17 protein-coding genes are annotated in these 24834 nt (G+C 75.5%); 7 read left to right on the plus strand and 10 right to left on the minus strand.

The annotated features are described in order from the left end of the window. Window positions 1-8 precede the first annotated feature (8 nt). The 6 genes from ACTMS9_RS27335 to ACTMS9_RS27360 all read right to left on the minus strand — a co-directional run bounded on the left by ACTMS9_RS27335 (window position 9) and on the right by ACTMS9_RS27360 (window position 13841). Window positions 9-3524 (minus strand): amino acid adenylation domain-containing protein, encoded by a 3516-nt coding sequence (locus ACTMS9_RS27335; protein WP_441166341.1) that lies wholly within the window; start codon window positions 3522-3524, stop codon window positions 9-11. Further along, window positions 3521-5824, minus strand: coding sequence for a lantibiotic dehydratase (locus ACTMS9_RS27340; protein ID WP_441166342.1), 2304 nt, complete (start codon window positions 5822-5824; stop codon window positions 3521-3523). Before ACTMS9_RS27340 ends, ACTMS9_RS27335 begins: the two co-directional genes overlap by 4 nt. Further along, complete coding sequence (locus ACTMS9_RS27345; RefSeq protein ID WP_441166343.1) at window positions 5821-8964, minus strand: thioesterase domain-containing protein; 3144 nt, start codon at window positions 8962-8964, stop codon at window positions 5821-5823. The genes ACTMS9_RS27340 and ACTMS9_RS27345 overlap by 4 nt, the downstream gene beginning before the upstream one ends. After that, a complete protein-coding gene (locus ACTMS9_RS27350; RefSeq protein ID WP_441166344.1) occupies window positions 8961-12458 on the minus strand; it encodes an AMP-binding protein in 3498 nt (1165 codons plus the stop codon). The genes ACTMS9_RS27345 and ACTMS9_RS27350 overlap by 4 nt, the downstream gene beginning before the upstream one ends. 330 nt (window positions 12459-12788) lie before the next feature. Continuing rightward, window positions 12789-13199, minus strand: coding sequence for a DUF2267 domain-containing protein (locus ACTMS9_RS27355; protein WP_088962485.1), 411 nt, complete (start codon window positions 13197-13199; stop codon window positions 12789-12791). Window positions 13200-13442: 243 nt separating this feature from the next. Next, entirely contained in the window at window positions 13443-13841 is a 399-nt protein-coding gene (locus ACTMS9_RS27360; protein ID WP_441166345.1) for an NUDIX hydrolase, read from the minus strand. Window positions 13842-13963: 122 nt separating this feature from the next. Between ACTMS9_RS27360 and ACTMS9_RS27365 the strand changes: the two genes are divergently transcribed. After that, on the plus strand, window positions 13964-14353 hold the full coding sequence (locus ACTMS9_RS27365) for a hypothetical protein (RefSeq protein WP_441166346.1): 390 nt from the start codon (window positions 13964-13966) through the stop codon (window positions 14351-14353). Between the two features lie 50 nt (window positions 14354-14403). Here the strand turns inward: ACTMS9_RS27365 and ACTMS9_RS27370 are convergent, their stop codons facing one another. From ACTMS9_RS27370 to ACTMS9_RS27380, 3 genes are all read right to left on the minus strand, one after another. Next, a complete protein-coding gene (locus ACTMS9_RS27370) occupies window positions 14404-15693 on the minus strand; it encodes an MGH1-like glycoside hydrolase domain-containing protein (protein ID WP_441148368.1) in 1290 nt (429 codons plus the stop codon). A 119-nt stretch (window positions 15694-15812) separates the two neighbouring features. Beyond that, on the minus strand, window positions 15813-16631 hold the full coding sequence (locus ACTMS9_RS27375; protein ID WP_441148295.1) for a TIM barrel protein: 819 nt from the start codon (window positions 16629-16631) through the stop codon (window positions 15813-15815). Next, window positions 16631-17668 (minus strand): zinc-binding dehydrogenase, encoded by a 1038-nt coding sequence (locus ACTMS9_RS27380; RefSeq protein ID WP_441166347.1) that lies wholly within the window; start codon window positions 17666-17668, stop codon window positions 16631-16633. Before ACTMS9_RS27380 ends, ACTMS9_RS27375 begins: the two co-directional genes overlap by 1 nt. Before the next feature lie 116 nt (window positions 17669-17784). On the opposite strand from ACTMS9_RS27380, the gene ACTMS9_RS27385 reads away from it, so the two are divergent. The 5 genes from ACTMS9_RS27385 to ACTMS9_RS27405 all read left to right on the plus strand — a co-directional run bounded on the left by ACTMS9_RS27385 (window position 17785) and on the right by ACTMS9_RS27405 (window position 22488). Continuing rightward, window positions 17785-19179, plus strand: coding sequence for an ABC transporter substrate-binding protein (locus tag ACTMS9_RS27385; protein WP_441148297.1), 1395 nt, complete (start codon window positions 17785-17787; stop codon window positions 19177-19179). Further along, window positions 19176-20135, plus strand: coding sequence for a carbohydrate ABC transporter permease (locus ACTMS9_RS27390; protein ID WP_441148298.1), 960 nt, complete (start codon window positions 19176-19178; stop codon window positions 20133-20135). The genes ACTMS9_RS27385 and ACTMS9_RS27390 overlap by 4 nt, the downstream gene beginning before the upstream one ends. Further along, window positions 20135-21001, plus strand: a complete 867-nt coding sequence (locus tag ACTMS9_RS27395) for a carbohydrate ABC transporter permease (protein ID WP_280837708.1) — start codon at window positions 20135-20137, stop codon at window positions 20999-21001. Before ACTMS9_RS27390 ends, ACTMS9_RS27395 begins: the two co-directional genes overlap by 1 nt. A gap of 226 nt (window positions 21002-21227) precedes the next feature. Further along, a complete protein-coding gene (locus tag ACTMS9_RS27400) occupies window positions 21228-21842 on the plus strand; it encodes a methyltransferase domain-containing protein (protein ID WP_441148299.1) in 615 nt (204 codons plus the stop codon). A 40-nt stretch (window positions 21843-21882) separates the two neighbouring features. Then, window positions 21883-22488, plus strand: coding sequence for a class I SAM-dependent methyltransferase (locus ACTMS9_RS27405; protein ID WP_377606854.1), 606 nt, complete (start codon window positions 21883-21885; stop codon window positions 22486-22488). Between the two features lie 109 nt (window positions 22489-22597). On the opposite strand, the gene eccB is transcribed toward ACTMS9_RS27405, so the two are convergent. Next, window positions 22598-23989 (minus strand): type VII secretion protein EccB, encoded by a 1392-nt coding sequence (eccB, locus tag ACTMS9_RS27410; RefSeq protein ID WP_441148300.1) that lies wholly within the window; start codon window positions 23987-23989, stop codon window positions 22598-22600. A 145-nt stretch (window positions 23990-24134) separates the two neighbouring features. Here eccB and ACTMS9_RS27415 point away from each other — a divergent pair, with 145 nt between their 5' ends. After that, complete coding sequence (locus tag ACTMS9_RS27415; protein ID WP_441148301.1) at window positions 24135-24737, plus strand: class I SAM-dependent methyltransferase; 603 nt, start codon at window positions 24135-24137, stop codon at window positions 24735-24737. The last annotated feature ends 97 nt before the right edge of the window (window positions 24738-24834 follow it).

Consider the following 24834-nt stretch of genomic DNA (forward strand, 5'->3'; position numbering starts at 1 on the left):
CGTGTCCTTCATTGCGCGGTGCCGCCGGGGCGGCGGGGTGGGTTGCGGCGGGTGCGGCTGCGGCGGGCGGCGGCCCGCAGCGCGGCGCGGGCGAGTTCCGGCCGGTCGGCGGCGCCGTCGAGGCTGGCGGCGAGCGCCCGGACGGTGGGGTGGCGGAACAGGTCGAGCATGGTGATCGAGCGGCCGGTGGCGGCGGTGAGCCGGGCGTGCACCGCGGCCAGGGCGAGGGAGTGCCCGCCGATGTCGAAGAAGTTGTCGGTGACCCCGACCCGGTCGGTGTCGAGCACCTCCCGCCAGATGCCGGCGATCAGCTCCTCGGTGTCGGTCAACCCGCCCGGACCGGCCGGCATCGAAATGCGCGGCGCCTCGGCGGCCGCCACGGTCATCGCGCCGAGCTGGGGCGTGCGCACGGTGGGCCGGGGCAGCGCGGCGGCCACCGCGTCGGCCGGCGCGTGCGGGTCGGCGGCGAGCGCGCCGACCAACTCGGCCAGGTCGGCCAGGAGCGCGTCGATCCGGTCCGCGTCGAACAGATCCGGGTTGTGGACCACCTCGACGCCGAAGCGGCCGTCGGACTCCACCACGTAGACGGTGATGTCGAAGGGCGAGCCGGGCTTGGGCACCGGGACCGGCACGGCGGTCAGCCCGGTCAGCGCCAGCCGGGGCGGGGCGAAGTTGAGCACGTTGAACAGCACCTGCACCAGCGGGGCGCGGGAGGTGTCCCGGCCGACGCCGAGGGCCTCGACGAGGCGTTCCAACGGCGCGCCCGGGTGGGCGGTGACCTCGTGCAGCTCGGCGGCGCACCGGTCGACCAGCTCGGCGAAGGTGGCCCCGCCGGTGCGCAGCCGCACCGGCACGGTGTCGATGAAGAAGCCCACCACGTCGTCGAAGGCGGCCAGCCGGCGGTCGGCGACGATCGCCCCGACCACGTGGTCGTCGCCGCCGGTGAGCCGGCGCAGCAGCTCACCGAAGCCGGCGAGCAGCACCGCGGCGACCGTGGTGCCGCGCCGGGCGGCCAGGGCACGGACCGCGCGGTCGGCGGGCTCCGGGAGGCGCACCGCGGCCTCGGCGCCGGCGTAGGTCTGCACCGCCGGGCGGGGCCGGTCGCGGGGCAGCTCCAGCACGGTGGGCACGCCGCGCAGGTGCTCGGCCCACCAGGCCAGGTCCGCCGCGCCCCGGCGGGCGTCGCGCCCGGCCCGCCACACCGCGTAGTCGGCGTACGTGGCGGCCGGCGGCGGCAACGTCGGGGTGGCCCCGGTGACGGCCCGGGCGTACGCGGCGGCGAGGTCATCGTAGAGGACCGCCTCGGACCAGCCGTCGAAGACCGCGTGGTGCATGGTCATCGCCAGCACGTGCGCGTCGGCGCCGAGCCGGTAGACGGTCACCTGCCAGGGCGGCCCGGTGGCCAGGTCGAAGGCGTGCGCCGCGCCGGCAGCGAGCATCCCGGCCAGCTCGGCCTCGGCGTCGGCGCTGCCGGTCAGGTCGACCACCGGCACGGCCACGTCGGTGGGTTCCGCGCAGACCGCGTACGGCACCCCGGCGGCCTGCGGGATCCGCCAGCGCAGCACGTCGTGCCGCTCGGCGACGGCCCGCAGCGCCGCGCCGAGCGCGGCGGTGTCCAGCGGGCCGCGCAGCCGGTGCGCGACGGCGATGTTGTACGGGGCGCTGGAGGGGGCGAGCTGGTCGACGAACCAGAGCCGGCGCTGCGGTGGGGACAGGGTGGGCGGGTTGCCGGTGGTCAGCGGCTCGGTGTCGGCCGGGGCGGCGGCGCGCAGCCGGGCGACCAGGCCGCCGAGGGTGCGTCCGGCGAGCACGTCGGAGATCTCGATGTGCCGGCCCAGCTCGGCGCGGAGCGCGGCGACCAGCCGCATCGCGGCGATGGAGTTGCCTCCGGCGGCGAGGAAGTCGGTGTCCGGGCCGGGGGTCCCGCCGAGCAGCCGGGTCCAGATCCGGGTCACCGTCGCCGTCACCGGGTCGGCCGCACCGGCCGGCTCCCCGGCGGTGGGTCCGGCGGTCAGCGCGGCCACGGCCAGGGCGCGCAACGCCGGCCGGTCCAGCTTGCCGGTGACCGGGCTGACCGGCAGGTCGTCGCGGCGCAGCAGCCGGGCCGGCAGCATCGCCGCGGTCAGCCGCGCCCGGGCGTAGGCCCGGATCGTCTCGTCTCCGGGCGCGCCGGCCGGGGTGAGGACCGCGACCAGCTCGGTACCGGCCGGCCCGGGCACCGCCTCGACCGCGACCCGGTCGACGCCGGGGGCGCCGGCCAGCACCGCCTCGACCTCGCCCAGCTCGATGCGCTGGCCCCGGATCTTCACCTGCCGGTCGGTGCGTCCGAGGTAGACGATCCGCCCGTCGGCCGCCTGGCGGACCAGGTCGCCGGTGCGGTACAGCCGCTCGCCGGGCAGCCCGGAGAACGGGTCGGGGACGAACCGGTCGGCGGTCAGCCCCGGCCGGTCGAGGTAGCCGTCGGCCAGTCCGGGGCCACCGATCAGCAGCTCGCCGCTCTCCCCCGGCGGCACCGCCCGCAGCGCGGCGTCGACGACGTACGCCCGGTGGTTGGGCAGTGGCGAGCCGATCGGCACCGGGTCGCTCTCGGCGCCGCTCAGCTCGCCGGTGACCGCGAGCACGGTGGTCTCGGTGGGGCCGTACCCGTTGAGGAAGCGCCGCCCCGGCGCCCAGCGGGCGGCCAGCTCGGCGGGGACGGCCTCGCCGCCGCAGAGCACGGTACGCCAGCCCGGCACGTCGGCCGGGTCCAGCATGGACAGCACGGTCGGGGTGATGAAGCCCCAGTTCACCTCGTGCGCGGCGATGAACCGGGCGAGCCGGGCCGGGTCGGCCCGGTCGTCGGCGCCGAGCAGTTGCACCGCGCCGCCGAGCAGCAGCGGCAGGAAGAGGTCCATGGTGGCCGCGTCGAATCCGAGCGAGGCGATGCCGAGGCTGCGCACCCCGGCGTCGGCGCCGCTGATCGTGGCGCACCCGGTGACGAACTCGACCACGTTGCGGTGGGTGGTCAGCACCCCCTTGGGGCGGCCGGTGGAGCCGGAGGTGAACAGCACGTACGCCGGGTCGCCGGGCCGGGCCGGGCAGGGCGCCAGCGGGGCCGGGGCGGCCGACTCGACCACCTCGACGCCCGGCAGGTCGGCCAGCTCGGCCGCCGCGTCGCCCACCAGCAGCGACACCCCGGCGTCGGCGACGATTTCGCGCTGCCGCTCGCGGGGGCCGTCCGGCTCCAGCGGCACGTAGCAGCCGCCGGCGAGGAGCACCCCGAGCACGTCCACGACCAGCCGGGGCCGGCGCCGCCCGCAGACCCCGACCCGGGTCTGCCGGCCCACGCCGTGGGCCCGCAGCGCGGCGGCCACCCCGGCCGCCCGGCCGACCAGCTCCCGATAGGTGAGCCGGTCGTCCCACTGGCGGACCGCGACCGCGTCGGGACAGCGCGCGGCCCGGGCGGCGATCAGGTCGGCCAGCGTCCCGTCCGGCCAGGGCAGCTGCGGCCCGGCGACGGCGCTGATGGACAGGATGTCGGTCACCCGTGCTCTCCCCGGTAGGTGGCTGGATCGGTGATCTGCAGGCGCAGCTCGCTGACGTGTCCGCGCCCGGCGGCGTCGGGCACCCAGGCGTCCGCCGGCGTGGGCAGCAGCTCGGTGACCACCACCGCCACGTCCGGGCCGGTCTTCGCGGCGGCGTCGGCCATGGCGCACAGCGACTGGGCGTACAGCGGGCCGGTCAGGTCGACGTAGCAGGGCTTGACCTCGGTGCCGACCTTGACGAAGACGCGCTCCGGCAGGCCGAGGGCCGCCCGGAAACGGCGCGCCGCGAGGTAGCGCGCGGTCTCGTCGCCGTGCCCGGCCAGCCCGCTGCCGGCCACGGTGGTCCGCCAGGTGCGCCGGGCCACCACCAGCCGGTCGATGGTGATCCTGGGCGTGTGCGGGGCCGGGTCCAGCAGCTTGAAGGCGTCCAACAGCAGCGAGCCGAGCAGGTGGGCGAAGATCTCCATCACCGGCCAGCGGGACCCGTCCGGGAATACCGCGATCAGCCCGTCGCCGTCGCGGACCACGGTGACGGCGGTGGCCGGGACCAGCCGGTCGACATCGCCGCCGCGCGCGGTGTCGATGCCGAGCTGGCGGTCCGCCGGGCCGGTGAGGGCGTATGTGGTGCGGGTGGTCAGCCGGGGCCAACTCTCCGGGTAGAGCACCCGGATCCGGGCCGGTCCGAGGTCGGCGTCGAGCGCCGCCCGCAGCGCCGCCGGGTCGGGGTGGAACGGGGTGAGCACCGCGCTGTCGTAGGCGACGGTGGCCGGGTGCAGCTCGCCGAGGACGAGCAGGAACTCACCCCGGTCGATCGCCTCGGCGGAGACGGCGCTGACCTGCAGGTCGGGGTTGTGGATCCGGGCGGACGGCCAGCCGGGCCGTTCGGCGGCGAAGAGCGCGCGGACCGGGCCGGCCAGGTCCTCGGCGCGCAGCCGCAGCTCGACGGTGCCGGCCGGCAGGTGCCGCAGCCCGAACAGCTGAGCCCACCGCTCGGTGAAGTCCACCCCGGCGCGGGCGACGGGTCCGTCCGGGGCGATCAGCATCCCCTGGGCCAGCGACCAGATGTCGGCCAGCCGGACCGGACCGTCGGCGGCGAGCTCGTCGTGCAGGTCGGCGAGGATCGCCTCGCAGCCGGCACCGATCTCGGCGGTGAGCCAGCGGGCCGCCTGGAGGATGACGGCGAGCGGGGCGGCCAGCGCGTCCAGCACCGTGGCGCCGACGGTGACGTCGAGGTCGCGGGCGGTCTCCTCGTAGCAGACGGTGCGCCCGGCGTACATCTGGCCGCTCTGCCGGGTGGCGGGGCGGCCGGTGACCGCGGTGAACCGGGTGTTGAGCGCGGCCAGCGCGGCGCCCAGCCGGTCCGGGTCGCCGGCGGCGGCCGCGACCGCGTCCCGGGCGGCGCGGAGCCGGTCGAAGTCGGCGGCCACCGCCGCCCGCACGGCCTCCTCGCCGATCGCCGCGATCCGCTCGCCGAGCACCCGTTCCGCGTCCGGGCTGTTCGGCAGGTTGGCGTCCCAGGTCAGCTGGCCGCGTTCGACGAACCGGTCCAGCAGCAGGTACGCGTCGTCGACGGTGCGGACGTCGCCGTCGGCGCGGGCCCGCTCGGCCAGCTCGACGGCGGCGGTGCGCCCGTCGCAGGACGCCAGCAGCCGGGCCTCCACCGCCGACAGCGGGATCGGCGGGTGCAGCGGCCAGCGCAGTTGCCGGCCCTGGACGGTCAGGTGCGGTTGCAGCGCCGGGGCCCACCAGCGGCGTACCGCCAGGTCGTCGGCGAGCCGGTCGGCGTACGCGATCAGCGCCCAGGCCTCGAACCCGACGTGCCGGCGGGTGACCAGTCCGGGTCCGGGCGCCAGCCGGGTACGCGGGTCGTCCGGGTCGAAGGTGCCCCAGCAGACCGGGCCGAAGAAGCCGATCGTCTCGGCCTTGCCGCAGTAGCGCTGCCAGTAGCGCAGCAGGCTCAGCTCACGCTTGCGGCGGCGCACGTTGCGGACCGCCGGGTCGGTGCGCAACAGGCCGTCCAGCGCGATCAGCATGTCCGGGTTCTGCCAGGTGACCGCCTCGCGCAGCAGCGGGTCGGCGGCCAGTTCGCCGGCCACCGCCGAGGAGTCGGCGAACGCCTCGCGCAGCGCCTTGTCGACGATCTCCGGGGCGACCTCCCCGGCGAGCAGCCCGTCCGCGGCGGCGGCCGCGTCGGGCGCCGCGAACCGGTCCAACCCGTCGGCGGGGAAACCGGCGCTGCGCAGGACCACGTCCCGCCACACCGACCAGCCGGTGTCGCCCAGCGGCAGCAGATGGCTCATCGACGGTCCTCGCTCTCGGGGGCGTCCACGATCTGCAGCCGCAGCTCGCTGAAGCACCGGCGGCCGGTGCCGTCCGGCACCCACGCCTGGTCGGGGGTGGGCAGCATCTCGCTGACCAGCAGGGAAACCTCGTCGCCACCGTCGATGCGGGCGGCCCGGACCATGGCGCAGAACATGGTCACGAAGGCGGGGCTGCTCAGGTCCACGAAGCAGGGCTTGACCTCGGTCCCGAGCTTGACGTAGACCTGCTCCGGCAGGCCCAGCCGCCGTCGCCAGGCCCGTGCCGCGAGGTAGCGGTCGCGCTCTCCGGTCACCGCGGCGAGCCCGCTCTCCCCGACCGTGGTCCGCCAGGTCTGCCGGGCCACCACCATCTTGTCCAGGGTGATCCGGGGGGTGTAGGGCGCGGCCGCGACCAGCTTGAACCCGTCGACGGCATGCGCGCTGAGCAGCTCGGCGAAGACCTCGGTGAGCGGCCATCGCTGGCCGTCGCGGGCGGTGGCGACCAGCCGGCCGTTCTCGTCGGTCACCGTGAGGTCCACCGTGGGCAGCACCCGGGCCGGGTCCGCGCCCGGGGCCGGCTGGAACGCCAGGTGCCGGTCGGTCGGACCGGTCAGCGACTCGGCGGTACGGCTGGTCCGCCGGGGCCACTCGCTCGGGAAGAGCAGCCGGATCCGCCGCTCGCCCAGGTCCTCGGCGAGCGCCGCGCGCAGCCGCTCCACGTCCGGGTGCGACGGGGTGAACACCGCGCAGTCGAACGACGACCAGGCCGCGTGCAGCTCGCCGAGGACGACGGTGAATTCGCCCCGGCGCAGCGCATCGGCGTCGGAGGCGCAGATCTGCAGGTCGGGGCTGTGTATGACCCCGTTGGACCAGGACGGCCGGGGCCCGGGGAAGACCTGGTCGATTCGCCCGGCGAGGTCGGCGGCCCGCAGTCGGACCTCGTCGGTGCCGGCGGGCAGTGTGTCCAGCGCGAACAGGCCGGCCCAGCGCGCCGCGAACTCGGCGGCCACGGTGTCGACCGGGCGCTCGCCCCCGCCCCAGAACAGGCCCTGGACCAGGAACCAGAGGTCGGACAGGGCGACCGGGTTGTCCCCCGCCTCGGCGCGCAGTTCCTCGTACAGCCCCCGGAACACCGCCCCGTACGCCTCGGTCAGGGCGTTGACCATCCAGCGGGCGGCGCGCAGCAGCACGTCGAGCGGGGCGGCGAGGTCGGCCAGCAGCGGCGCGCCGAAGACGACGTCGAGGTCGCGGCTGGTGTCCTCGTAGCAGATGGTCCGCCCGGCGTACATCTGGCCCTCCCGTCGCCGGGACGCGGCCCCGGTCAGCGCGGTGAAGGTGGCGTCGAGGTCGTCGAGTGCGACCCGGAGCCGGTCCGGGTCGCCGGCCGCGGCGGCGACCTCGTCGCGGGCCGCGCGCAGCCGGTCCCAGCCGGTCCGCGCGGCGGCCCGAGCCGGCTCGTCGCCGATCCCATCGATGCGGGCGGTGAGCACCTGCTCGGCGTCCGGGCTGACCGGCAGGGCGGCGTCCCAGGTGATCAGCTCCCGGGCCACCAGCCGGTCCAGCAGTGCGTAGCCGTCCTCCGGTCGGCGCAGCCCGAGCGCCGGGTCGGCCACCAGGTGGCACGCCGGCCGGCGGCCGTCGACGGCGGCGAGCACCGCCGCCTCCACCGGGGACAGCGGCACCGGCGGCCGGCCGGGGCGCAGCACGCTGCGTCCGCGCACGCTCAGGTGCGGGCAGAGCATCGGCGGCCACCAGCGGCGCACCGCCAGGTCCGTGCCGATCCGGTCGGCGTACGCGGACAGCGCCCAGGACTCGAACCAGACCCAGCGGCTTCGGGTCAGCCCCGGCCCCTGGCTGATCCGGGCCACCTCCGGCTGCTCCGGGTCGAGGGTGACCCAGCAGCTCGGCCCGAAGAAGCCGACCGTCTCGTTCTTGCCCGCGTACCGCTGCCAGTACTTGAGCAGGGCCCGCTCGCGGTCGCGGCGACGCACGTTGCGGGCCGCGTCGCCGCCGCCGCGGGCCAGGCCGTCCAGGGCGACGAGCGCGCCGCGGTTCTGCCAGGTGACCGCCTCGCGCAGCAGCGGCTGGCCGGCCAGCTCGCTGATCCGGTGCGCCGCCGCCCGGACGGCCTCGTCGAACTCCTTGTCGAACCGGTCGGCGCCGGCCCCGGTGGCCAGCAGGTCGTCGGCGGCCGCGGCGGCGTGCGGCGCGGCGAGCAGGGTCAGCCCGTCGGCGGGGAAGCCGGTGCTGCGCAGCACCGCGTCCCGCCACACCGACCAGCCGGTCTCCCCCAGGGGCACCCGGTGCGCGGGGGACGAGCCGGTCGACCCGCCAGGGTCGGACGCGACCACGTCGGACCCGGCGCCGCCGGAGCCGGCATCGGCAGACGCGGCGGGGGCGGCGCGGGGGCGGACGGCCTCGGCCAGGTCGGCGCGGATCGCGGCGAGCAGCTCGGGCAGCCGGTCGGTGAGGAAGAAGTGCCCGCCGTCGATCTCGTGCAGGGTGAACCCGGCGGCGGTGTGCGCGGCCCAGGCGGCGCTCTGTTCCCGGCTGACCGCCCGGTCGTGCCGGCCGCTGAACGCGACGAGCGGCACCGGCAGCGGCTCGCCGGGGACGTACCGGTAGCTGTCCACCCGGCCGAAGTCGGCACGCAGCAGCGGCAGCAGCAGTTGCACCAGCTCGGGATGTTCCAGCAGCTCGGCGGGGAGCCCGCCGCCGGCGCCGAGGCGGCGCAGCAGCTCGTCGTCGTCCACCCGGGACAGCCCGTCGAAGAGGCTCGGGGCGGTGACGTGCGGCGCCCGCGCGCCACCCACGTAGAGCCGCAGCGGCAGCGGGCGGCCGGTGCGGCGCAGCTCGCGGACCACCTCGAAGCCGACCCGGCCGCCCATCGAGTGGCCGTAGATCGCGTACGGGCGGTCGGCCCGACCGGCGATGGCGTCGGCGACCTCGCCGACGTTGAACCGGGGGTCCTCGCTGATCCGGTTCTCCCGTCCGGGCAGCTGCACCGCCAGCACCTCGACGTCCGGGCCGATCCCCTCCGGCCAGCGCCGGAAGGCGCTCGCGCCGGCCCCGGCGTAGGGCAGGCAGAACAGTTGCACCGGCGCCTGGGGTCGGCTTCCGGGCGAGACGAACCAGTTCACCGCGCGCCTTTCTGAGGAGGGTCGATCCAGTACCGCCGGCGCTGGAACGGGTAGCCGGGCAGCCCGGTGCGGCGGACGCCCCCGCCGGGGTGCAGCGCGGCCCAGTCGACGTCGCCACCGGCGACCCAGTCGGCGGCGAGGTCCCGCAGCCGGCCGGCCGGGCCGGCGATCCGGGTGTCGGCGTCGAGCAGCTCGTCCAGCGCGGCGATCGCGCCGGCCGGGTCGGTGGCGACCACCGCCGCCCGGCAGTCGAAGGCCCGCCGGCCCAGCGCCAGGGTGGCGGCCACCGCGGGCAGCGCCGGCGCCGCGCCGGCCAGGTGGGCCCGCAGCCGGGTGAGCGCCGCACGCAACGCCCCGGGGGTACGCGCCGAGACCGGCAGCAGGTACGCGGCACCCTCGGGCGCCTCGACCGGCTCGACCGGCGGGGGCTGCTCGACCACCACGTGCGCGTTGGTGCCGCCGAGGCCGAACGAGCTGACCCCGGCGACCCGGCGCGGGCCCGGCGGCCAGTCGCGCGCCTTGGTCGGCACGTAGAACGGGCCGCCGGCCAGGTCGATCTCCGGGTGCGGCCGGGTGAAGTGCAGGTTCGGCGGGATCACCCCGTGCTGCACGGCGAGCACGGTCTTGATCAGCCCGGCCACGCCGGCGCCGGCGTCGAGGTGGCCGATGTTGGTCTTGACCGAGCCGAGCGCGCAGGACTCGGCGGGCGCGGCGCCGCCGTACACCTCGTGCAGCGCGGCGACCTCGATGGCGTCGCCGAGCGGCGTACCGCTGCCGTGGGCCTCGATGAAGCGGACCTCGCCGGGCGCGACGTCGGCCGCGGCGAGCGCGTTCGCGACGGCGGCGGCCTGCCCGGCGGGGCCGGGGACGGCGAAGCCGGCCCGGTCGGGCCCGTCGTTGGTGACCGCCCAGCCGGGCAGCACCGCGTAGATCCGGTCGCCGTCGGCCTGGGCGTCGGCGAGGCGGCGCAGCGCGACGACCCCGACCCCGGAGCCGAAGCCGGCCCCGTCGGCGGCCTCGTCGAAGGCGCGGCAGCGGCCGTCGGGTGAGGCGAGGCCGCCGGGGGTGTGCCGGTAGCGGGGCCAGGTGACGTTGACGCCGCCGGCGAGGGCGAGGTCGCACTGGTAGTCGGCGAGGCTCTGCGCGGCCAGGCAGACCGCGACCAGCGAGCTGGAGCAGGCGCTCTGCACGGCGACCGCCGGCCCGGTCAGCCCCAGCCGGTACGCGACCTGGCCGGGCAGGTGGTCGGTGAACTGCCGGCCGATCAGCCGGGCCTCCCAGTCGTCCGGGTCCACGTCGCCCACGACGGCCGGGTTGTCCAGCAGGTGGAACAGGAAGTACCGGTTGGCGGAGGTGGCCGAGTAGACCCCGACCAGCCCGGGGAAGCGGGTCGGGTCGTGCCCGGCGTCCTCAAGCGCCTCCCACGCGGTCTCCAGGAAGAGCCGGTGCTGCGGGTCGGTGCGGGCGGCCTCCTGCTCGCCCATGGCGAAGAACTCGGCGTCGAAGTCGGCGACGCCGTCGAGCCGGCCGGCGGCCCGCACGTGCCGGGGGTCGGCTCGTAGGCCGGGCCCGATGCCCAGGGCGGCCAGCTCGGCGTCGCTGTGATCGTGGATCGAGTCGACCCCGGCGCAGAGGTTCCACCAGAAGGTGGCCAGGTCGGGCGCGCCCGGGAACCGCCCGGCGAGCCCGACCACGGCGATCTCGTCGCCGGTGTACTCGCGGGCGGCGACGGTCGGTGCGGCCGGGGCGGGCAGGCTGGGCGCGGGGGCCGGTGCGCCGGGCCGGTCGTCGATGGCCGCCGCGTCGAGCAGCCGGGCCTGCGCCGCCACGGTGGGGTGCGCGAAGAGCCGCACCATCGGCAGCGCCACCCCGAACCGCTCGGCGAGGCGCTGCTGCACCTGGCCGAGGAGCAGGGACTGGCCGCCCGCGTCGAAGAAGCTCTCCTGCCGGCCGACGGCGTCGCGGCCGAGCACCGCGCACCAGATGTCGTGCACCGCCCGCTCGGTCTCGGTGGTCGGCCCGTGCCCGGCCGGGACGTCCCGGGGCGGGTCGGGCAGCGCCCGCTCGTCGACCTTGCCGGTGACGGTGAGCGGGAAGGCGTCGAGCGCGACCACCGCGCGGGGCAGGGCGTACTCGGGCAGCCGCCGGGCGAGGGCGGCGCGCAGGGCCGCCGGGTCGAGGGGCCCGCCGGCGGGCGTCGCGTACGCCAGCAGCTCGCCGTCGCGGGCGATGGCCCGGACGGCGGCGACGCCGGGCTGGGCGGCGAGGACCGCCTCGATCTCGGTCAGCTCGACCCGGAACCCGCGCACCTTCACCTGCCGGTCGAGCCGGCCGAGGCAGACCAGCTCGCCGCCGGGCAGCCGCGCCCCGAGGTCCCCGGTGCGGTACGCCCGGGTGACGCCGTCTTCTCCGAGGCTGAACCGGTCGCTGTCCTGCCCCAGGTAGCCCGGGGCGAGGTACCGGCTGCGCACCACGATCTCGCCGGTGTCCCGGTCCAGCGACAGCTCGTACCCGGGCAACGGGGTGCCGATCGGCAGCGGTCCGGTGGCGGTCGGGTCGGCCTCGGCGAACGGCAGCGTGTGCCGGGCGGCGAAGGTCATCTCGGTGGCGCCGTAGCCGTTGACCAGGACGCAGTCCGACGCGAACCGGTCCCGGCCGCGCGCGGCGTCGGCGTGGGTGGCCTGCTCGCCGCCGAGCAGCACCACCCGCACCGAGTCGAGCCGGCGCGCGCCGAGGGTGTCGAGCAGGAACCGGTAGACGGTCGGGGTGGAGTGGTAGACGGTCACCCGGCGTCGGACCAGCTGGTCGGCGGCGTGGGCCAGGCCGTGCCGGCGCAGGTCCACCGGGACGACGGCGGCGCCGGTGAGCAGGGCCGGGTACAGGTCGGGGATGGCGGCGTCGAAGCTGAACGAGGCGAGCAGGCTGAGCCGGTCGTCCGGGCCGAGGGCGAGGTCGCGGATCTGGTTGTCCACGACGTGCGTCAGGTTGCGGTGGGTCTGCGCGACGGCCTTGGGCGTGCCGGTGGAGCCCGAGGTGAACAGCACGTACGCCGGCGCGTCCGGGTGCACCGGCACGGGACGCAGCGGGGCGCGCCCGACCCCGTCGAGGACGATCACGGGGGTGCCGGGCCGGTCGGCGCACAGCCGCTCGGCCAGTTCCCGGTGCGCGGCGGCGCAGGCGACGGCGCGCACCTCGGCGGCGGCGAGCAGGTGCCGCAGCCGCGCGTCGGGGAACCCCGGGTCCACCGGCACGTACGCGCAGCCGGCGGCGAGGGCGCCGAGGACGGCAGCGACGGTGGGCGCGCCGTGCCCGGTGAGCAGGGCGACCCGGTCGCCGGCGCGCAGGCCCGCGGCGACGAGCGCGGCGGCGTGGCCACCGGCACTGCCGGCCAGCTCGGCGTAGTCGACCTCGTGGGTCTCGCCCAGGATCGCCGGCCGGTCGGGATGGGCGGCAGCGACGTCCACGAAACGCTGGATGATCATTGGTTGTGCCATCTCAGGGAGCTGACTCGACTCCACTGTGGACAGGCACGCAGGTATCGACAATTGTGATCATGATCCCCCCCAGGACTTCACAATGGAGCCAGAATAGGGCTCGATGACTCCTGGAACAGGCCATTGATCGGAGTCAGCCCGAAGGGGCCACGACGCCTCGGTGATCGGGCGTGGAAATTCGGCCGATCATCCACCTAGCGCGAAGAGGAGTTTCAGCTTAAGGGAATTTCAGCGAGCAAATTTCCGGCGAAAGGGGCCGCAGGCCGGGAATCTTCCGCCCGGTCGGCTCCCGTTATGGCAGCTCAGGCGGGGTGCGCAGTGGCGGCGACGTCACTCATCGTACGGCCGCGGTGGCGCTGGATCGACGTCCCTGGTGAAACTTTTCGGCAACTGCGCCACCAGGTCCTGGAACTCGCCGACCGTGACCGCCTCGCGCAGGGTGGCGAAGACCGCCCGGACCCCGACCTGGGCGGTGGCCGGCTCGACGCCGGCCCGATCGGCCACCCGGCGCAGGAACTCGACCGGTCCGAAGGTCTCCGCCGCGCCCGGCGTGGTCTCCGGCGGCGGCCCGGCCAGGTATGCGCTGAGCTCGTCGGGGAGCTGGGCGCTCAGGTCGTCGACCTCGCCGGCCTGGACCCGCTCGGCCACCGTCACCAGCACGGCACGGGCGATCGCGGCGGCCCGCTCCGGCGGCAACTCTGCCCGCCGGGCGACCGCGTCGACGAAGAGGGGAAAGCGCACCGGTCCTCCTCCCGTTCCGCCGATCGGCTGTACCTCCGACCCGGAGTCCCCGGGTCGTCCGTCGGAAATCCGACCCTCGGCGGCCGTCCCGCCGGGTCGGGAATCCGACCGCGGTTACCCGTCCCGGCCGGCCGCAAACGGCCGCCTCACCCGACCGGTTCCGGCGCGGCTCGCGCCCCCCGGGACGAGCGGGAAACCGCCCGCCTCGGGCGCGAACTCGTGGCGCGGCACCCGCAAGGTCGCTCAGGCCAGCAGGGCCCGCCGGCGCAGGTCGTCGAAGATGATCCGGTCGACCGGGGAGACCCGGTCCCGGTCGGCGTACCCGAGCCAGGCGACCTCCTCGATCTCGTGGTCCGGCCGGGGGTCGCCGTGGTGTTCGGCGGTGTAGCAGGTCATCCGCACCAGCGTGCCCGCCGGGTGGCCGTGCGCCTGGGCGGTGAACGTGCCGACGTGCACGGCCGTCTCCGGGTCGATCACCACACCCAGTTCCTCGGCGATCTCGCGGGTGAGCGTCTCCCGGTCGGTCTCGCCGGGCTCGCGCTTGCCGCCGGGCAGGTACCAGACATCCTTTCCCCGGGAGCGGGTGCTGAGGATCCGGCCATGCGCGATCCGGATCCAGGCGATCTTGTCGATGGGTTCCACGGGCGGTCCTCCGGTGCGACGGGAACCCACTGTAGACGGCGTCCCCCGGCATGTCGGGTTTGGCGGCGGAGGCCGGCGGGGCAATCGGAGCGCACGGGGTGCTCCCGGAAGGAGGGGCGCGAGTGGGCTGGTGGCGCGACCGGTGGCGGCGGCGGAAGCCGCCGGAGAACGTGGCGGAACTCCTGACCAGCACGGGACTGTTCCGGGTCGCCGGCGAACAGGTGGAGCTCGGCGACCGGGAGACCGTCCGGCGGTGGTTGCGCGAGCTCGATCCCGACCTGGGGCAGCAGGTCTTCGTGCACCGCCCCTGGGGGACGGTCGCCGCGGTCAGCGACCACCGCGATCCGGTGGCCGTGGTGATGTCGGACGCCGAGGGACGCTCCTGGGCCGCCTACGTCCCCGGCGCGGGCCACCGCGAACACCTCACGCCCGAGCAGGTCGAGTCGGTGATGCTGGCGGCGCTGACCTCGGACGGGCCCCCGGCCGGCCCGGACTGGCGGCGACTGGACTGACGACCGGCTCGCGCCGGGAGGCCGACCGGACGGGCCGGTTCGGATGCCGCTCACCCCTCGGCGAGGGTGTCGAGCAGCAGCGACGCCGTCCAGCTGAACGCCGCCGAGCCGAGCCCCGCCGCGGTGTCCGGGTGGAAGTACTCGTGACAGCCGCCGGTGGCGACCAGCGCCAGCATCGACTCGCGCAGCCCGGCGGCCAGGTCCGGTCGGTGGTGCGCCCGCAGCCCGCGCCAGAGCAGCCAGTTGGTGTTCATCCAACTGGGGCCTCGCCAGTAGCGCAGCGGCTCGAAGTCCGCCGCGGTGCGGTCGTGGGTGGGCAGCGGACGCGGCATGCGCGGGGCCAGGCCGAACCGCGCCGAGCACGCCTCGGTCAGCACCGCCCGCACCTGGCGCCCCGGCAGGTCGGGCAGGATCAGCGGCATCAGCCCCAGCACGGTACGGGCCGGGACCAGCCGGTCGGTGCGCAGGTCGCGTGGGTGGAAGGTGCCGGTGGCCGGGTCGTAGAGCCGGCGGACCACGGCCTCGGTGATCCGGGCCGCGCGGTCGCGGTGCGGGCCGGGATCGGCCCCGACCACGGCGGCGATCCGAGCCAGGGCGTGCTCCGCCGCGCCCAGCGCCGCGTTGAACAGCGGGCACTCCACCAGGAACGGATGCCACCCGGCCAGCGCCTGGTCGGTGTAGCGACGGTCGCGGTAGGAGGCGACGATCGCGACGTACCGCGCGTAGTCCAGGTCCGTGGGGCGGTGCGCGGCGTCGGCGTGCGCGGTGTCGTGCCGACGGTACGCCCGCATGACGGCGGCGTCGGCCGGCACCGCCGCCATCGGCGCGTCCCAGGCCGGGCTGTTGTCCAGGCCGGACTCCCAGGGGTGCACGATGGCCGCCAGCCCGGCCCCGCCGACGTCCCGCCGGCCGGTGAGGTAACGCTGCTGGGCGACCAGCCTCGGGTACAGCCGGCGCAGCGCCTGGGCCGACGCCTCGGACGGGGCGCGGCGGTGCACCAGCCAGGCCGCCTGGGCGTGCACCGGCGGCTGGACGATGCCGGAGGTGGCGGCGGCCGGAGCGCCCTCGGCGGCGGCGGAGCCCCAGAACTCCGGCCCGGGGAAGTACGAGCCGACCCGCAGCGCCGGGTTGAAGACGATGTGCGGCACCCGCCCGTCGGCCCACTGGGCGGCGAACAGCGTGCGCAGCTCCCGCCAGGCCCGGTCGGGGCGGACGTGGGCCAGCCCGATCGCGATGAACGCCGAGTCCCAGCTCCACTGGTGCGGGTAGAGGGTGCGCGAGGGCACCGTGTGGTCGTGCTCCCAGTTGGCGTCGAGGGTGGCGATGGCCAGCCGGCGCAGGTCGGCGAGGTGCCCGGCGGGCGCCGGCCGGGCCGGCGCGCCGGCCCTCGGGGCGGGGCCGCCGTCCGGGTCGTCGGCGGGGGGCGCGCCGAGGCCGGACGGGCCGGCGGCGCCGGTGCTCACGCCGCCGCCTGCCGGGGCTGGGCGTGCCGGAGCACGGTCGCCGCCTGTTGCAGTGCCCGGACCGGGTCGCCGCGCAGCCGGCACTCCAACGCCAGCCAGCCCGGGTAGCCGATGTCGCGCAGCGTGCGCAGCAGCGCCGGCCAGTCCAGGTGCCCGGCGCCGGGCTGGAACCGGTTGGAGTCGCTGACCTGCACGTGCCCCAGGTACGGCGCGGCGGCGCGCAGGGCGGCGTGCACGTCGTCCTCCTCGATGTTCATGTGGAAGGTGTCGGCGACCACCCGCACCGAGGGCAGGCCGACGGCGGCGCAGAGCGCGACCGCCTCGTCCAGCCGGTTGACCATGTGGTCCTCGTACCGGTTGAGCGGTTCGAGGAAGAGGGTGACGCCCTCGGCGCGGGCGTGCTCGCCGAGGTCGCCCAGGGCGTCGACGAGCACCTGCCGGTCGCCGCCGGGCGGGCGGGGCGGTTCGAACGGGGGCAGCCGGCGGGAGAACATCCCCCAGGCGGCGGGGGTCATCGCGCCGATCCCGCCGAGTTCGGCGATCACGGTGAGCTGGGAGCGCAGGTTGGCGACCGCGTCGCGGGAGCGCGCCGGGTCGAAGTCGCCGATGAAGTGGTCCATCTCCACGCAGACGGTGGGCATGACCACCCCCTCGGCGCGGGCCCGGCGCAGCTCCGGCAGCCGGCGGGCGAGGGCGAGGTCGCCCCGGCCGCGCAGCTCGATGCCCTGGTAGCCGAGGGCGGTGGCGAGAGCGAACTTCTGGGGCAGGTTGGTGCCCGGGAGCAGTTGCTCCTGGCAGGCGAGCGGGATGGACATCAGAACTCCAGCACGACTTGTAGGACGTCACCGGCACCGCGGTCGAGCAACGCGAGCGCGTCGGCCACCGCGCGGGCGTCCACGACGTGGCTCACCAGCGGCAGCGGGTCGACGCTGCCCTCGGCCACCAGGTCCATGAAGGTGTGGGCGATGCGGGTACCGGACCACCGGCCGGCCAGGCCGGGCGCCGGGGCGGGCCCGGAGACCTGGGCCGCCACCAGCTGGATCCGGTTGTGGTGGAACTCCTCGCCGAGGCCCAGCCCGTCGGCCTGGCCCTGGTAGAAGCCGCCGGCCACCACGCGGCCGGCGTGGGTGGTGGCGCGGATCGCCTCGTGCAGCGCCGGGTACGCCCCGGACAGCTCCAGGCAGACGTCCGCGCCCCGGCCGGCGGTGGCCTCGCGCAGCACCGCGGCGGCGGAGTCGACACCGGCGTCGACGGTGCGCCGGGCCCCGAGGCGGGCGGCCCGTTCCAGCCGGGCGGGCACCCGGTCGACGGCGACCACCCGGGCCCCGGAAAGGCTGGCCAGCCGGGTGGCGAGCAGCCCGATGACGCCCTGCCCGAAGATCCCGACCCAGTCGCCGAGGTGCAGGTCCCCGGCGAGGACGGCCGTCAGCGCGATGGCGCCGGGGCGGGCGAAGACGGCGGCGAGCGGGTTGAGCCCGGGGGCGAGCGGGTTGACCGCGCCGGCCGGCAGGACGGCCTCGGCCCGGTGCCCCCAGATGCCCCAGACGAGCTGGCCCGGATGTCGGTCGGCCACGTCGTCGGCGACCTCGACGATCTCGCCGACCTCCTCGTAGCCGAAGCCGACCAGCGGGTACGGCACGGGGGTCTGCCGGGGGATGAACATCCGGCTGGCGTCGTCCCAGTCCTTGCTGAGCCGGGGATTGCTCCCCCGGAACAGGGTGAGCTCGGTGCCGGCGGAGATGCCCGAATAGCAGGTGCGGACCCGGACCTGGCCCGGGCCGAGCGGATCGGTGGGGCAGGGCTCGAGGCTCACGCGCCGCGGCCCGGCCAGCGAGACAACCCAGTTGCCCATGGTGCCACTCCCGGGACGTACCGGGCTCAATCTTAACAAAAAATCGCTATATGTCTTGTGATTGATCAATCCAGCACGTTGAATCCCTCATGTACCCTTCGAGAGGAGTGCCACAGATGTCATCCCCTCCGATGCGGATGCTGGCCGCCACCCTGATCCTCGCAGTAACCGGGGCGAGCCTGCTGGCCTGCAGCGACGACGAGTCTAAAAGCGACAGTTCCGAAATAACCGTCTGGAGCCTCGAGGACGTGGCCGACCGGGTCACCGCCACCAAGGCGATCATCGCCGACTACACCGCCAAGACCGGCGTGAAGGTCAATCTGGTCACCGTCAACGAGGACCAGTTCCCCTCTCTCATCGCCTCCAGCGCCGCCGCCGGGGAGCTGCCCGACGTCGTCGGGTCGGTGTCGCTCGCCGGCATCCGCACCCTCGCCGGCAACGAGCTGCTGCATCCCGACGCCAACAAGGAGATCGTCGACAAGCTGGGGCGGGACACCTTCTCGCCACGGGCCCTGGAACTGACCTCCGACGACGGGAAGCAGCTCTCGGTACCCAGCGACGGGTGGGGGCAGTTGCTGGTCTACCGCAAGGACCTCTTCGACGCCGCCGGCCTGCCCGCCCCCGACACGTACGAGAAGATCACCGCCGCGGCGGCGAAGCTGAACACCGGCGGGGTCGCCGGCATCACGGCGGCCACCGCCCCGGGCGACGTCTTCACCCAGCAGACCTTCGAGCACCTGGCCCTGGCCAACAACTGTCAGCTCACCGACGACTCCGGCGCGGTCAAGCTGGACTCCCCCGAATGCGTCGAGGCGTTCCGCTTCTACGGCGACCTGATGCGCAACCACTCCGTGAAGGGCGCGCAGGACGTGGACACCACCCGGGCCACCTACTTCGCCGGCAAGGCCGCCATGCTGATCTGGTCGCCGTTCATCCTCGATGAGCTGGCCGGGCTGCGCAACGACGCCAAGCCGACCTGTCCCCAGTGCGCGAAGGATCCGAGCTGGCTGGCGAAGAACAGCGGCTTCGTCACCGCCATCAAGGGACCGAACGGCGCGGAGCCGGCCCAGTACGGCGAGATCAGCTCCTGGGCGGTGCTGAACGAGGCCGCCGCCGACCCGGCGAAGTCCTTCGTGGAGTACCTGCTCTCCGACGGCTACCCGCGCTGGTTCGGCATGTCCCCGGAGGGGCGCTTCCCGGTCCGCAAGGGCACCGCCGACGACAAGGAGAAATTCCTCACCGCCTGGAACACCAGCCAGGCCGGGGTGGACGCGAAGAAGCCACTCTCCGAGGTGTACGGCGCCGAGGTGCTGACCGGCCTGCGCACGAGCCCGGACACCTTCCAGCGCTGGGGCCTGACCCAGGGCCAGGGCAAGCTGGTCGGCGCGATCCTGGGCGAACTGCCCGTACCCAAGGCCCTCGCGGACGTCGTCGGCGGCAAGAGCGACGCCGGCGCGGCGGCCGCCCGGGCGAAGAAGGACGTGGAGGCGATCAAGGCGGGCGTCAATTGACGACGGCTCCGCCGGAGGCCGGCCGCTCCCCCACCCGGGAGCGGCCCGGCCCCGGCCGCCGACGCCCGCTCACGCTGCGTCGCCGGGAGTCGCGCGCCGGGCTCGCACTGGTTGCGCCGACCCTGCTCGTCGTGGTCGCGGTGATCGGCATCCCGATCGTCTGGACGGTGGTGCTGGCCTTCCAGCGGGTACGCCTGGCCACCCTGCGCAAGACCGGGCTCTTCGGTGAGCTGACGCTGAGCAACTTCGACCGGGTGCTGAATACGCCGGGCTTCGCCGACACGCTGTGGACCACGGTGCTTTACAGCCTCGGCGGCACCGCCGGGTCGATCGCGCTCGGCCTGGTCGCCGCGCTGGTGGTCCGCCGGCCGTTCCGGGGCCGGACGCTGGTCCGGGCCTCGATGCTGCTGCCGTACGTGGCGCCGGTGGTCGCGGTGGCCTTCGTCTGGCAGGTGATGCTCGACCCCCAGCTCGGCATCGTCAACGACTGGGGGCAGCGCTTCCTCGGCTGGGACGCCCCGATCCCCTTCCTGTCCCAGGACTCGACCGCCCTCGCCACGGTGATCGCGTTCGAGGCGTGGCGCTACTTCCCGTTCGCGTTCCTGTTCCTGCTGGCCCGGCTCCAGGCCGTCCCCGGCGAGCTGGAGGAGGCCGCCCGGGTGGACGGCGCCACCCCGACCCAGCGGTTCCGGCACATCCTGCTGCCCCAGCTGATGCCGGTGATCGCCCTGCTGGGCGTGCTGCGGTTCATCATGACGTTCAACAAGTTCGACGACGTCTACCTGCTCACCGGCGGCTCCGCCGGCACCGAGGTGGTCAGCGTCCGGGTCTACCAGTTCCTCACCGCGCGGACCGACATCGGAGCGGCGGCGGCGCAGGCCGTCGTGCTGGCCGTGGTGCTGATCGTCTTCGTCGCGATCTACCTGCGCTTCTTCGCCGGACGCAGGGAGGCGTGATGGACCGCGACCGGATCGAGACCGTCTCGCTGCGCTGGCTGCGCCGGCTGGTGGTCACCGCGTTCCTGCTGGTCACCCTGCTGCCGTTCTGGTACATGCTGGTGCTCTCGGTACGCCCCATCGAACGGCTGCTGCTCGACCCCGGCTCGCTGTGGGTGCCGCTGGGCGAGCTCACCGTGGCGACGTACACCGAGGTGTTGAAGGCCGCCGAGGACGGCGGCCAGGGTTTCCTCACCTTCATCCGCAACAGCGGCCTGGTCGCCCTGGCCGCGACGCTGCTGACGCTGCTGGTGGCGATCCCCGGCGCGTACGCCGTCTCCCGGTTGCGGTTCTTCGGCCGTCGGCAGGTCAATGTCCTGTTCCTGGCCGTCTACCTGTTCCCGTCGATCGTCATCGCCATCCCGCTCTTCGTGGTCTTCACCCGGGCCGGGCTGCGCGGGTCCCTGTTCGGCCTGGTGCTGGTCTACATCTCGCAGACCCTGCCGGTCTCGGTCTACATGTTGAAGAACTACTTCGAGACCATCCCGATCAGCCTGGAGGAGTCCGCGGCGATCGACGGGGCCGGCCGACTCGGCATCATCCGCCGGATCAGCCTGCCCCTGGCCGCCCCGTCGATCATGGCGGTCGCGCTCTACGACTTCATGATCGCCTGGAACGAGTTCCTCTTCGCGCTGCTCTTCCTGGTCGACAAGCCCGACCGGTGGACGGTGTCGCTGGGGCTCTCCCTGCTCGCCGACGGCGTCGAGGTGCCCAAGACCGTGCTGATGGCCGGGTCGGTGATCCTCACCCTGCCCATCGTGATCCTCTTCTTCGCCAGTGAGCGGCTGCTCACCGAGGGTCTCACCGCCGGCGCGGAGAAGGGCTGACCACCCGCCCACGGACGGTGACCGACCTCCGGTCACCGTCCGTGGACGCCGCGATCACGCCTCGAAACACCTGCCAGATCATCGTGCCGAACGGCCACGTCGTCCGTAGCATCGTTCGAAAACCCGCCCCGGCGGGTACGGGGGAGGCCGGTGGAACGCCCTGCGCGTGCCGCCGGTAGGTGCGCGAGCGCCGCATCCGTATCCGCGACAGGCAAAGGGGCCGGCGATGGGTCGAGCACGGCAGGAAGCTCCAACGGGCACCCAGGGTGAGGACTACACCCGTCGGCTGCAACGCCTGGGTGGCGCGCGCTGGAAGCAGCTGCTCGACGTGCAGGCGCCGTACCGGTGGAACCTGCGGCGGCTCGGCCTGGGCCGTACCCTCGACGTGGGCTGCGGGCTCGGCCGCAACCTCGCGAACCTCGGCGACGGCGCCGTCGGGGTCGACCACAACGCCACGTCGATCGCGCACGCCCGGGCCGCCGGGCACGAGGCGTACACGGTCGAGGAGTTCTTCCGCTCCGAGCACGCCCGCCCGGACGCCTTCGACTCGCTGCTCGCCGCCCACCTGCTGGAGCACCTCCCCGCCGGCCAGGCGCTGGAGGTGGTCTCCTCGTACCTGCCGTTCGTCCGCTCCGGCGGCACCGCCGTCTTCATCACCCCGCAGGAGCGCGGGTATGCCAGCGACGCCAGCCACGTCCGGTTCGTCGGGTTCGCCGAGGCGGCCGAGGCCGCGCGCGACCTCGGCATGACCGTGGTGCGGCAGTACTCGTTCCCCTTCCCCCGGGCGCTCGGCAAGCTCTTCACCTACAACGAGTTCGTCACCGTCGCCCGGCTGCCCTGACCGCCGGGCCGCCCCGCCGGGCGCCGGTTACCGTGGCGGCATGACCAACCCGACCCGCTGGGCGACCGAGACCGGTCCCGGGCACTCGCAGTGGTACATCGACCGGTTCCGCAAGCTCGCCGCCGAGGGCGCCGACCTCGCCGGCGAGGCGCGCCTGGTGGACGCCATGGTCGCGCCCGGCTCGCGGATCCTGGACGCCGGCTGCGGCACCGGCCGGGTCGGCGCCGCGCTGGCCGCCCGCGGTCACCGGGTGGTCGGGGTGGACGCCGACCCGGCGCTGGTCGAGGCCGCCCGGGCCGACCATCCCGGCCCGCGCTGGCTGGTCGGCGACCTCGCCGCACTGGACCTGGCCGCGGCCGGCGAGCCGGAGCCCTTCGACGCGGCCGTGGTGGCGGGCAACGTGATGGCGTTCGTCGCTCCGGGCACCGAACGGGACGTGCTGGCCCGGATCGCCGCGCACCTGCGCCCCGACGGCGTGGTGCTGGTCGGCTTCGGCACCGACCGGGGCTACCGGCTGGCGGACTTCGACGGCGACGCGGTCGCCGCCGGGCTGCGCCCCGAGCACCGCTTCGCCACCTGGGACCTGCGTCCGTGGCGCGACGACGCCGACTTCGCGGTCAGCGTGCTCCGCCGCCCCGCGCCCTGACCGCCCGCCGTCCTGCGCCGCCCGCCGTCCTGCGCCCTGACCGCCCGCCGTCCCGCCCCCTGACCCACTCGCGGCGGGCGCCCCGGGCCCGACCATCGCCAGGCCCGGTTCAGGCGGGGGCGGCCACCGCCCGCGCGGCGGCGGGGTCGAGCGGGCTGCCGGCGGGCACCAGGCTGACCAGGCCGGCCGGCAGCCGGACCGGCCGCACGTCGCGGTAGCCGAGCATGCCCAGCACCTCGGTGCCGGCCAGCACGTACCGCCGGCCCAGGTCGGTGACGACGGAGACCGCGCCGCCGGTCGCTCCGGGCGCGGCGACGGACTCCACCACCGCGCCCCGGCCGGGCTCGACCACCACGTGGTCGGCGAGCACCCCACCCCGCCCGGTGGCGGCGCCGGTGCGGGCCACGGCGGTCAGGTCGGGCAGGGTGGCGCCGACGCGGACGTCGCGGACCTCGCCGTCGTCGCCGACCCGCGCGCAGAGCGCGCCACCGTCCACGCCGGCCAGCCGGGGCGGCGACGCGGGTGGGGCCGTGGGGCCGCTGGGCACCAGATCCGGCAGCTTGGGCAGGGCGGCGAACCGGCCGAGGGTGATCGGCTTCGGGTCGCCCTGACCGGTGCGGGCCATCAGCAGGGCCGCCTGCAACTCGGTGATACCGGCGAGGCCGTCGGATTCGGCGACCGCGTACTGCCGGCCGCCGCCGGAATTGCGGACCAGGTAGACGTCACCGACCGCGGCGCCGGCGACCCGGGCGGCGGGCCGGCCCAGCTCGGGCAGGGCCGGCGGGGCCAGGTCGGCGCCCGCGGGCAGCGTGTTGAGCAGGGCGGGCGCCACCGGCACCGCCCGCTCCCGGGTGGCGGCCAGGGCCGCCAGCACCCGGCTGGTGTCGCGCAGCAGGAAGCGTCGCTCCCGCCAGACGAGATGCAGCGTGCCGTCCGGATGCCGGACCAGCACCCCCTCCTCGCCGGTCGGCCGCCCGCCGGTGGCCTCCCGACCGATGAGCAGCGCCGAGCGGGGCGTCGGACGCTCGGTCTCGGCCGGCACGACCGAGCAGACCGTCCACGCGGCGGTCGAGAGCCGCCCGGGGGCGGGCAGCGAGTCCGGCGCGTCGGCGATGCCCAGCGGCAGGCCCCGGGGCACCCCCTCGATGGACCGGCGGGAGACCAGCACCGTGCTGGACCGCTCGGCGCCGATGATCAGCAGCGCGGAGGCGTAGTTGAGCACCGGGTGCAGCTTGCCGTCCCGGTAGACGAACCGGGCGCCGGACTCCTTCTCGACGATCACCGCGCCCGGGTCGCGCCACTTGCTGCCACCGCCGGCGAAGAGGCCGTAGAGGGCGAAGCCGCCGAGCCCGATCGCGGCCACCAGCACGCTCGCCAGACCGGCGCCGGCGAGCCGCCGGAACGGCGACCGCGCCGGGTCGGTCTCCCGCATCACCAGCGCGGCGACCGCCCGCTGCACGGTGAACTGGTACGAGTGGAGCTGGTCCTGCCGCGACGGCATGGCGTCCCTTCCGGCGAGTCGTCGGCGGACAGGATATGCGCTGCGTCGATGTCCCGGCGACCCTGCGTCGTCACGGCTCCAGGGGCGCCGTGCCGGCCAGCCCGCATGTCGCACCCCCGCTTGCCGCGTCGCGTATAACCGGACGGTGGACAGCAGTGAATGGGACGCGCGGTACGCCGCCTCGACGGAGCTGGTGTGGACCGCCGAGCCGAACCGTTTCGTGGTGGAGGCGACCGCCGACCTGCCCCCGGGTGGGGCGCTCGACCTCGCCGCCGGGGAGGGGCGCAACGCGGTCTGGCTGGCCGGGCGGGGCTGGCGGGTGACCGCGGTCGACTTCTCACCGGTGGCGGTGACGCGCGGCCGGGAGCTGGCCGCGCGCCGGGGCGTACCGGTGGACTGGCGGGTCGCGGACGTCACCGCCGACGCGCCCGAGCCCGGCCGGTACGACCTGGTGCTGGTCGCCTACCTGCATCTGCCCCCGGCCGCGCTGGCGACGGTGCTGGCCGGGGCGCGGGACGCGCTGCGGCCCGGCGGCACGGTGGTGGTGGTCGGGCACGACCGGGCCAACCTGGAGGGCGGGGTGGGCGGCCCGCGCGAGCCGACGATCCTGCTCACCCCGGAGGAGGTGACCGCCGGTCTCGACGGGCTGCGGGTACGGCGCGCGGAGACGGCCCGCCGCCCGGTGACCGTCGACGGCGACACCGTGGACGCGCTCGACACGGTGGTGGTGGCGACCCGGGCGGCGTGACCGCCGGGGTGGGGGTCACCGCAGAGCGCGCCGGCCGGTCAGGGTCGCGGGATGGGCCGGACCCGACCGGTAGCATCCCGCACGGACGGTGGCGGCG

Source organism: Micromonospora sp. L31 (assembly GCF_052068075.1).
Lineage (GTDB): Bacteria > Actinomycetota > Actinomycetes > Mycobacteriales > Micromonosporaceae > Micromonospora > Micromonospora purpureochromogenes.

Coding starts and splice junctions, on each gene's coding strand:
- ACTMS9_RS27340 (WP_441166342.1), bottom strand. CDS start 5,824: ATGAGCCATCTGCTGCCGCTGGGCGACACCGGCTGGTCGGTGTGGCGG.
- ACTMS9_RS27350 (WP_441166344.1), bottom strand. CDS start 12,458: ATGGCACAACCAATGATCATCCAGCGTTTCGTGGACGTCGCTGCCGCC.
- ACTMS9_RS27375 (WP_441148295.1), bottom strand. CDS start 16,631: ATGTCCATCCCGCTCGCCTGCCAGGAGCAACTGCTCCCGGGCACCAAC.
- ACTMS9_RS27380 (WP_441166347.1), bottom strand. CDS start 17,668: ATGGGCAACTGGGTTGTCTCGCTGGCCGGGCCGCGGCGCGTGAGCCTC.
- ACTMS9_RS27385 (WP_441148297.1), top strand. CDS start 17,785: ATGTCATCCCCTCCGATGCGGATGCTGGCCGCCACCCTGATCCTCGCA.
- ACTMS9_RS27395 (WP_280837708.1), top strand. CDS start 20,135: ATGGACCGCGACCGGATCGAGACCGTCTCGCTGCGCTGGCTGCGCCGG.
- ACTMS9_RS27400 (WP_441148299.1), top strand. CDS start 21,228: ATGGGTCGAGCACGGCAGGAAGCTCCAACGGGCACCCAGGGTGAGGAC.
- ACTMS9_RS27405 (WP_377606854.1), top strand. CDS start 21,883: ATGACCAACCCGACCCGCTGGGCGACCGAGACCGGTCCCGGGCACTCG.
- eccB (WP_441148300.1), bottom strand. CDS start 23,989: ATGCCGTCGCGGCAGGACCAGCTCCACTCGTACCAGTTCACCGTGCAG.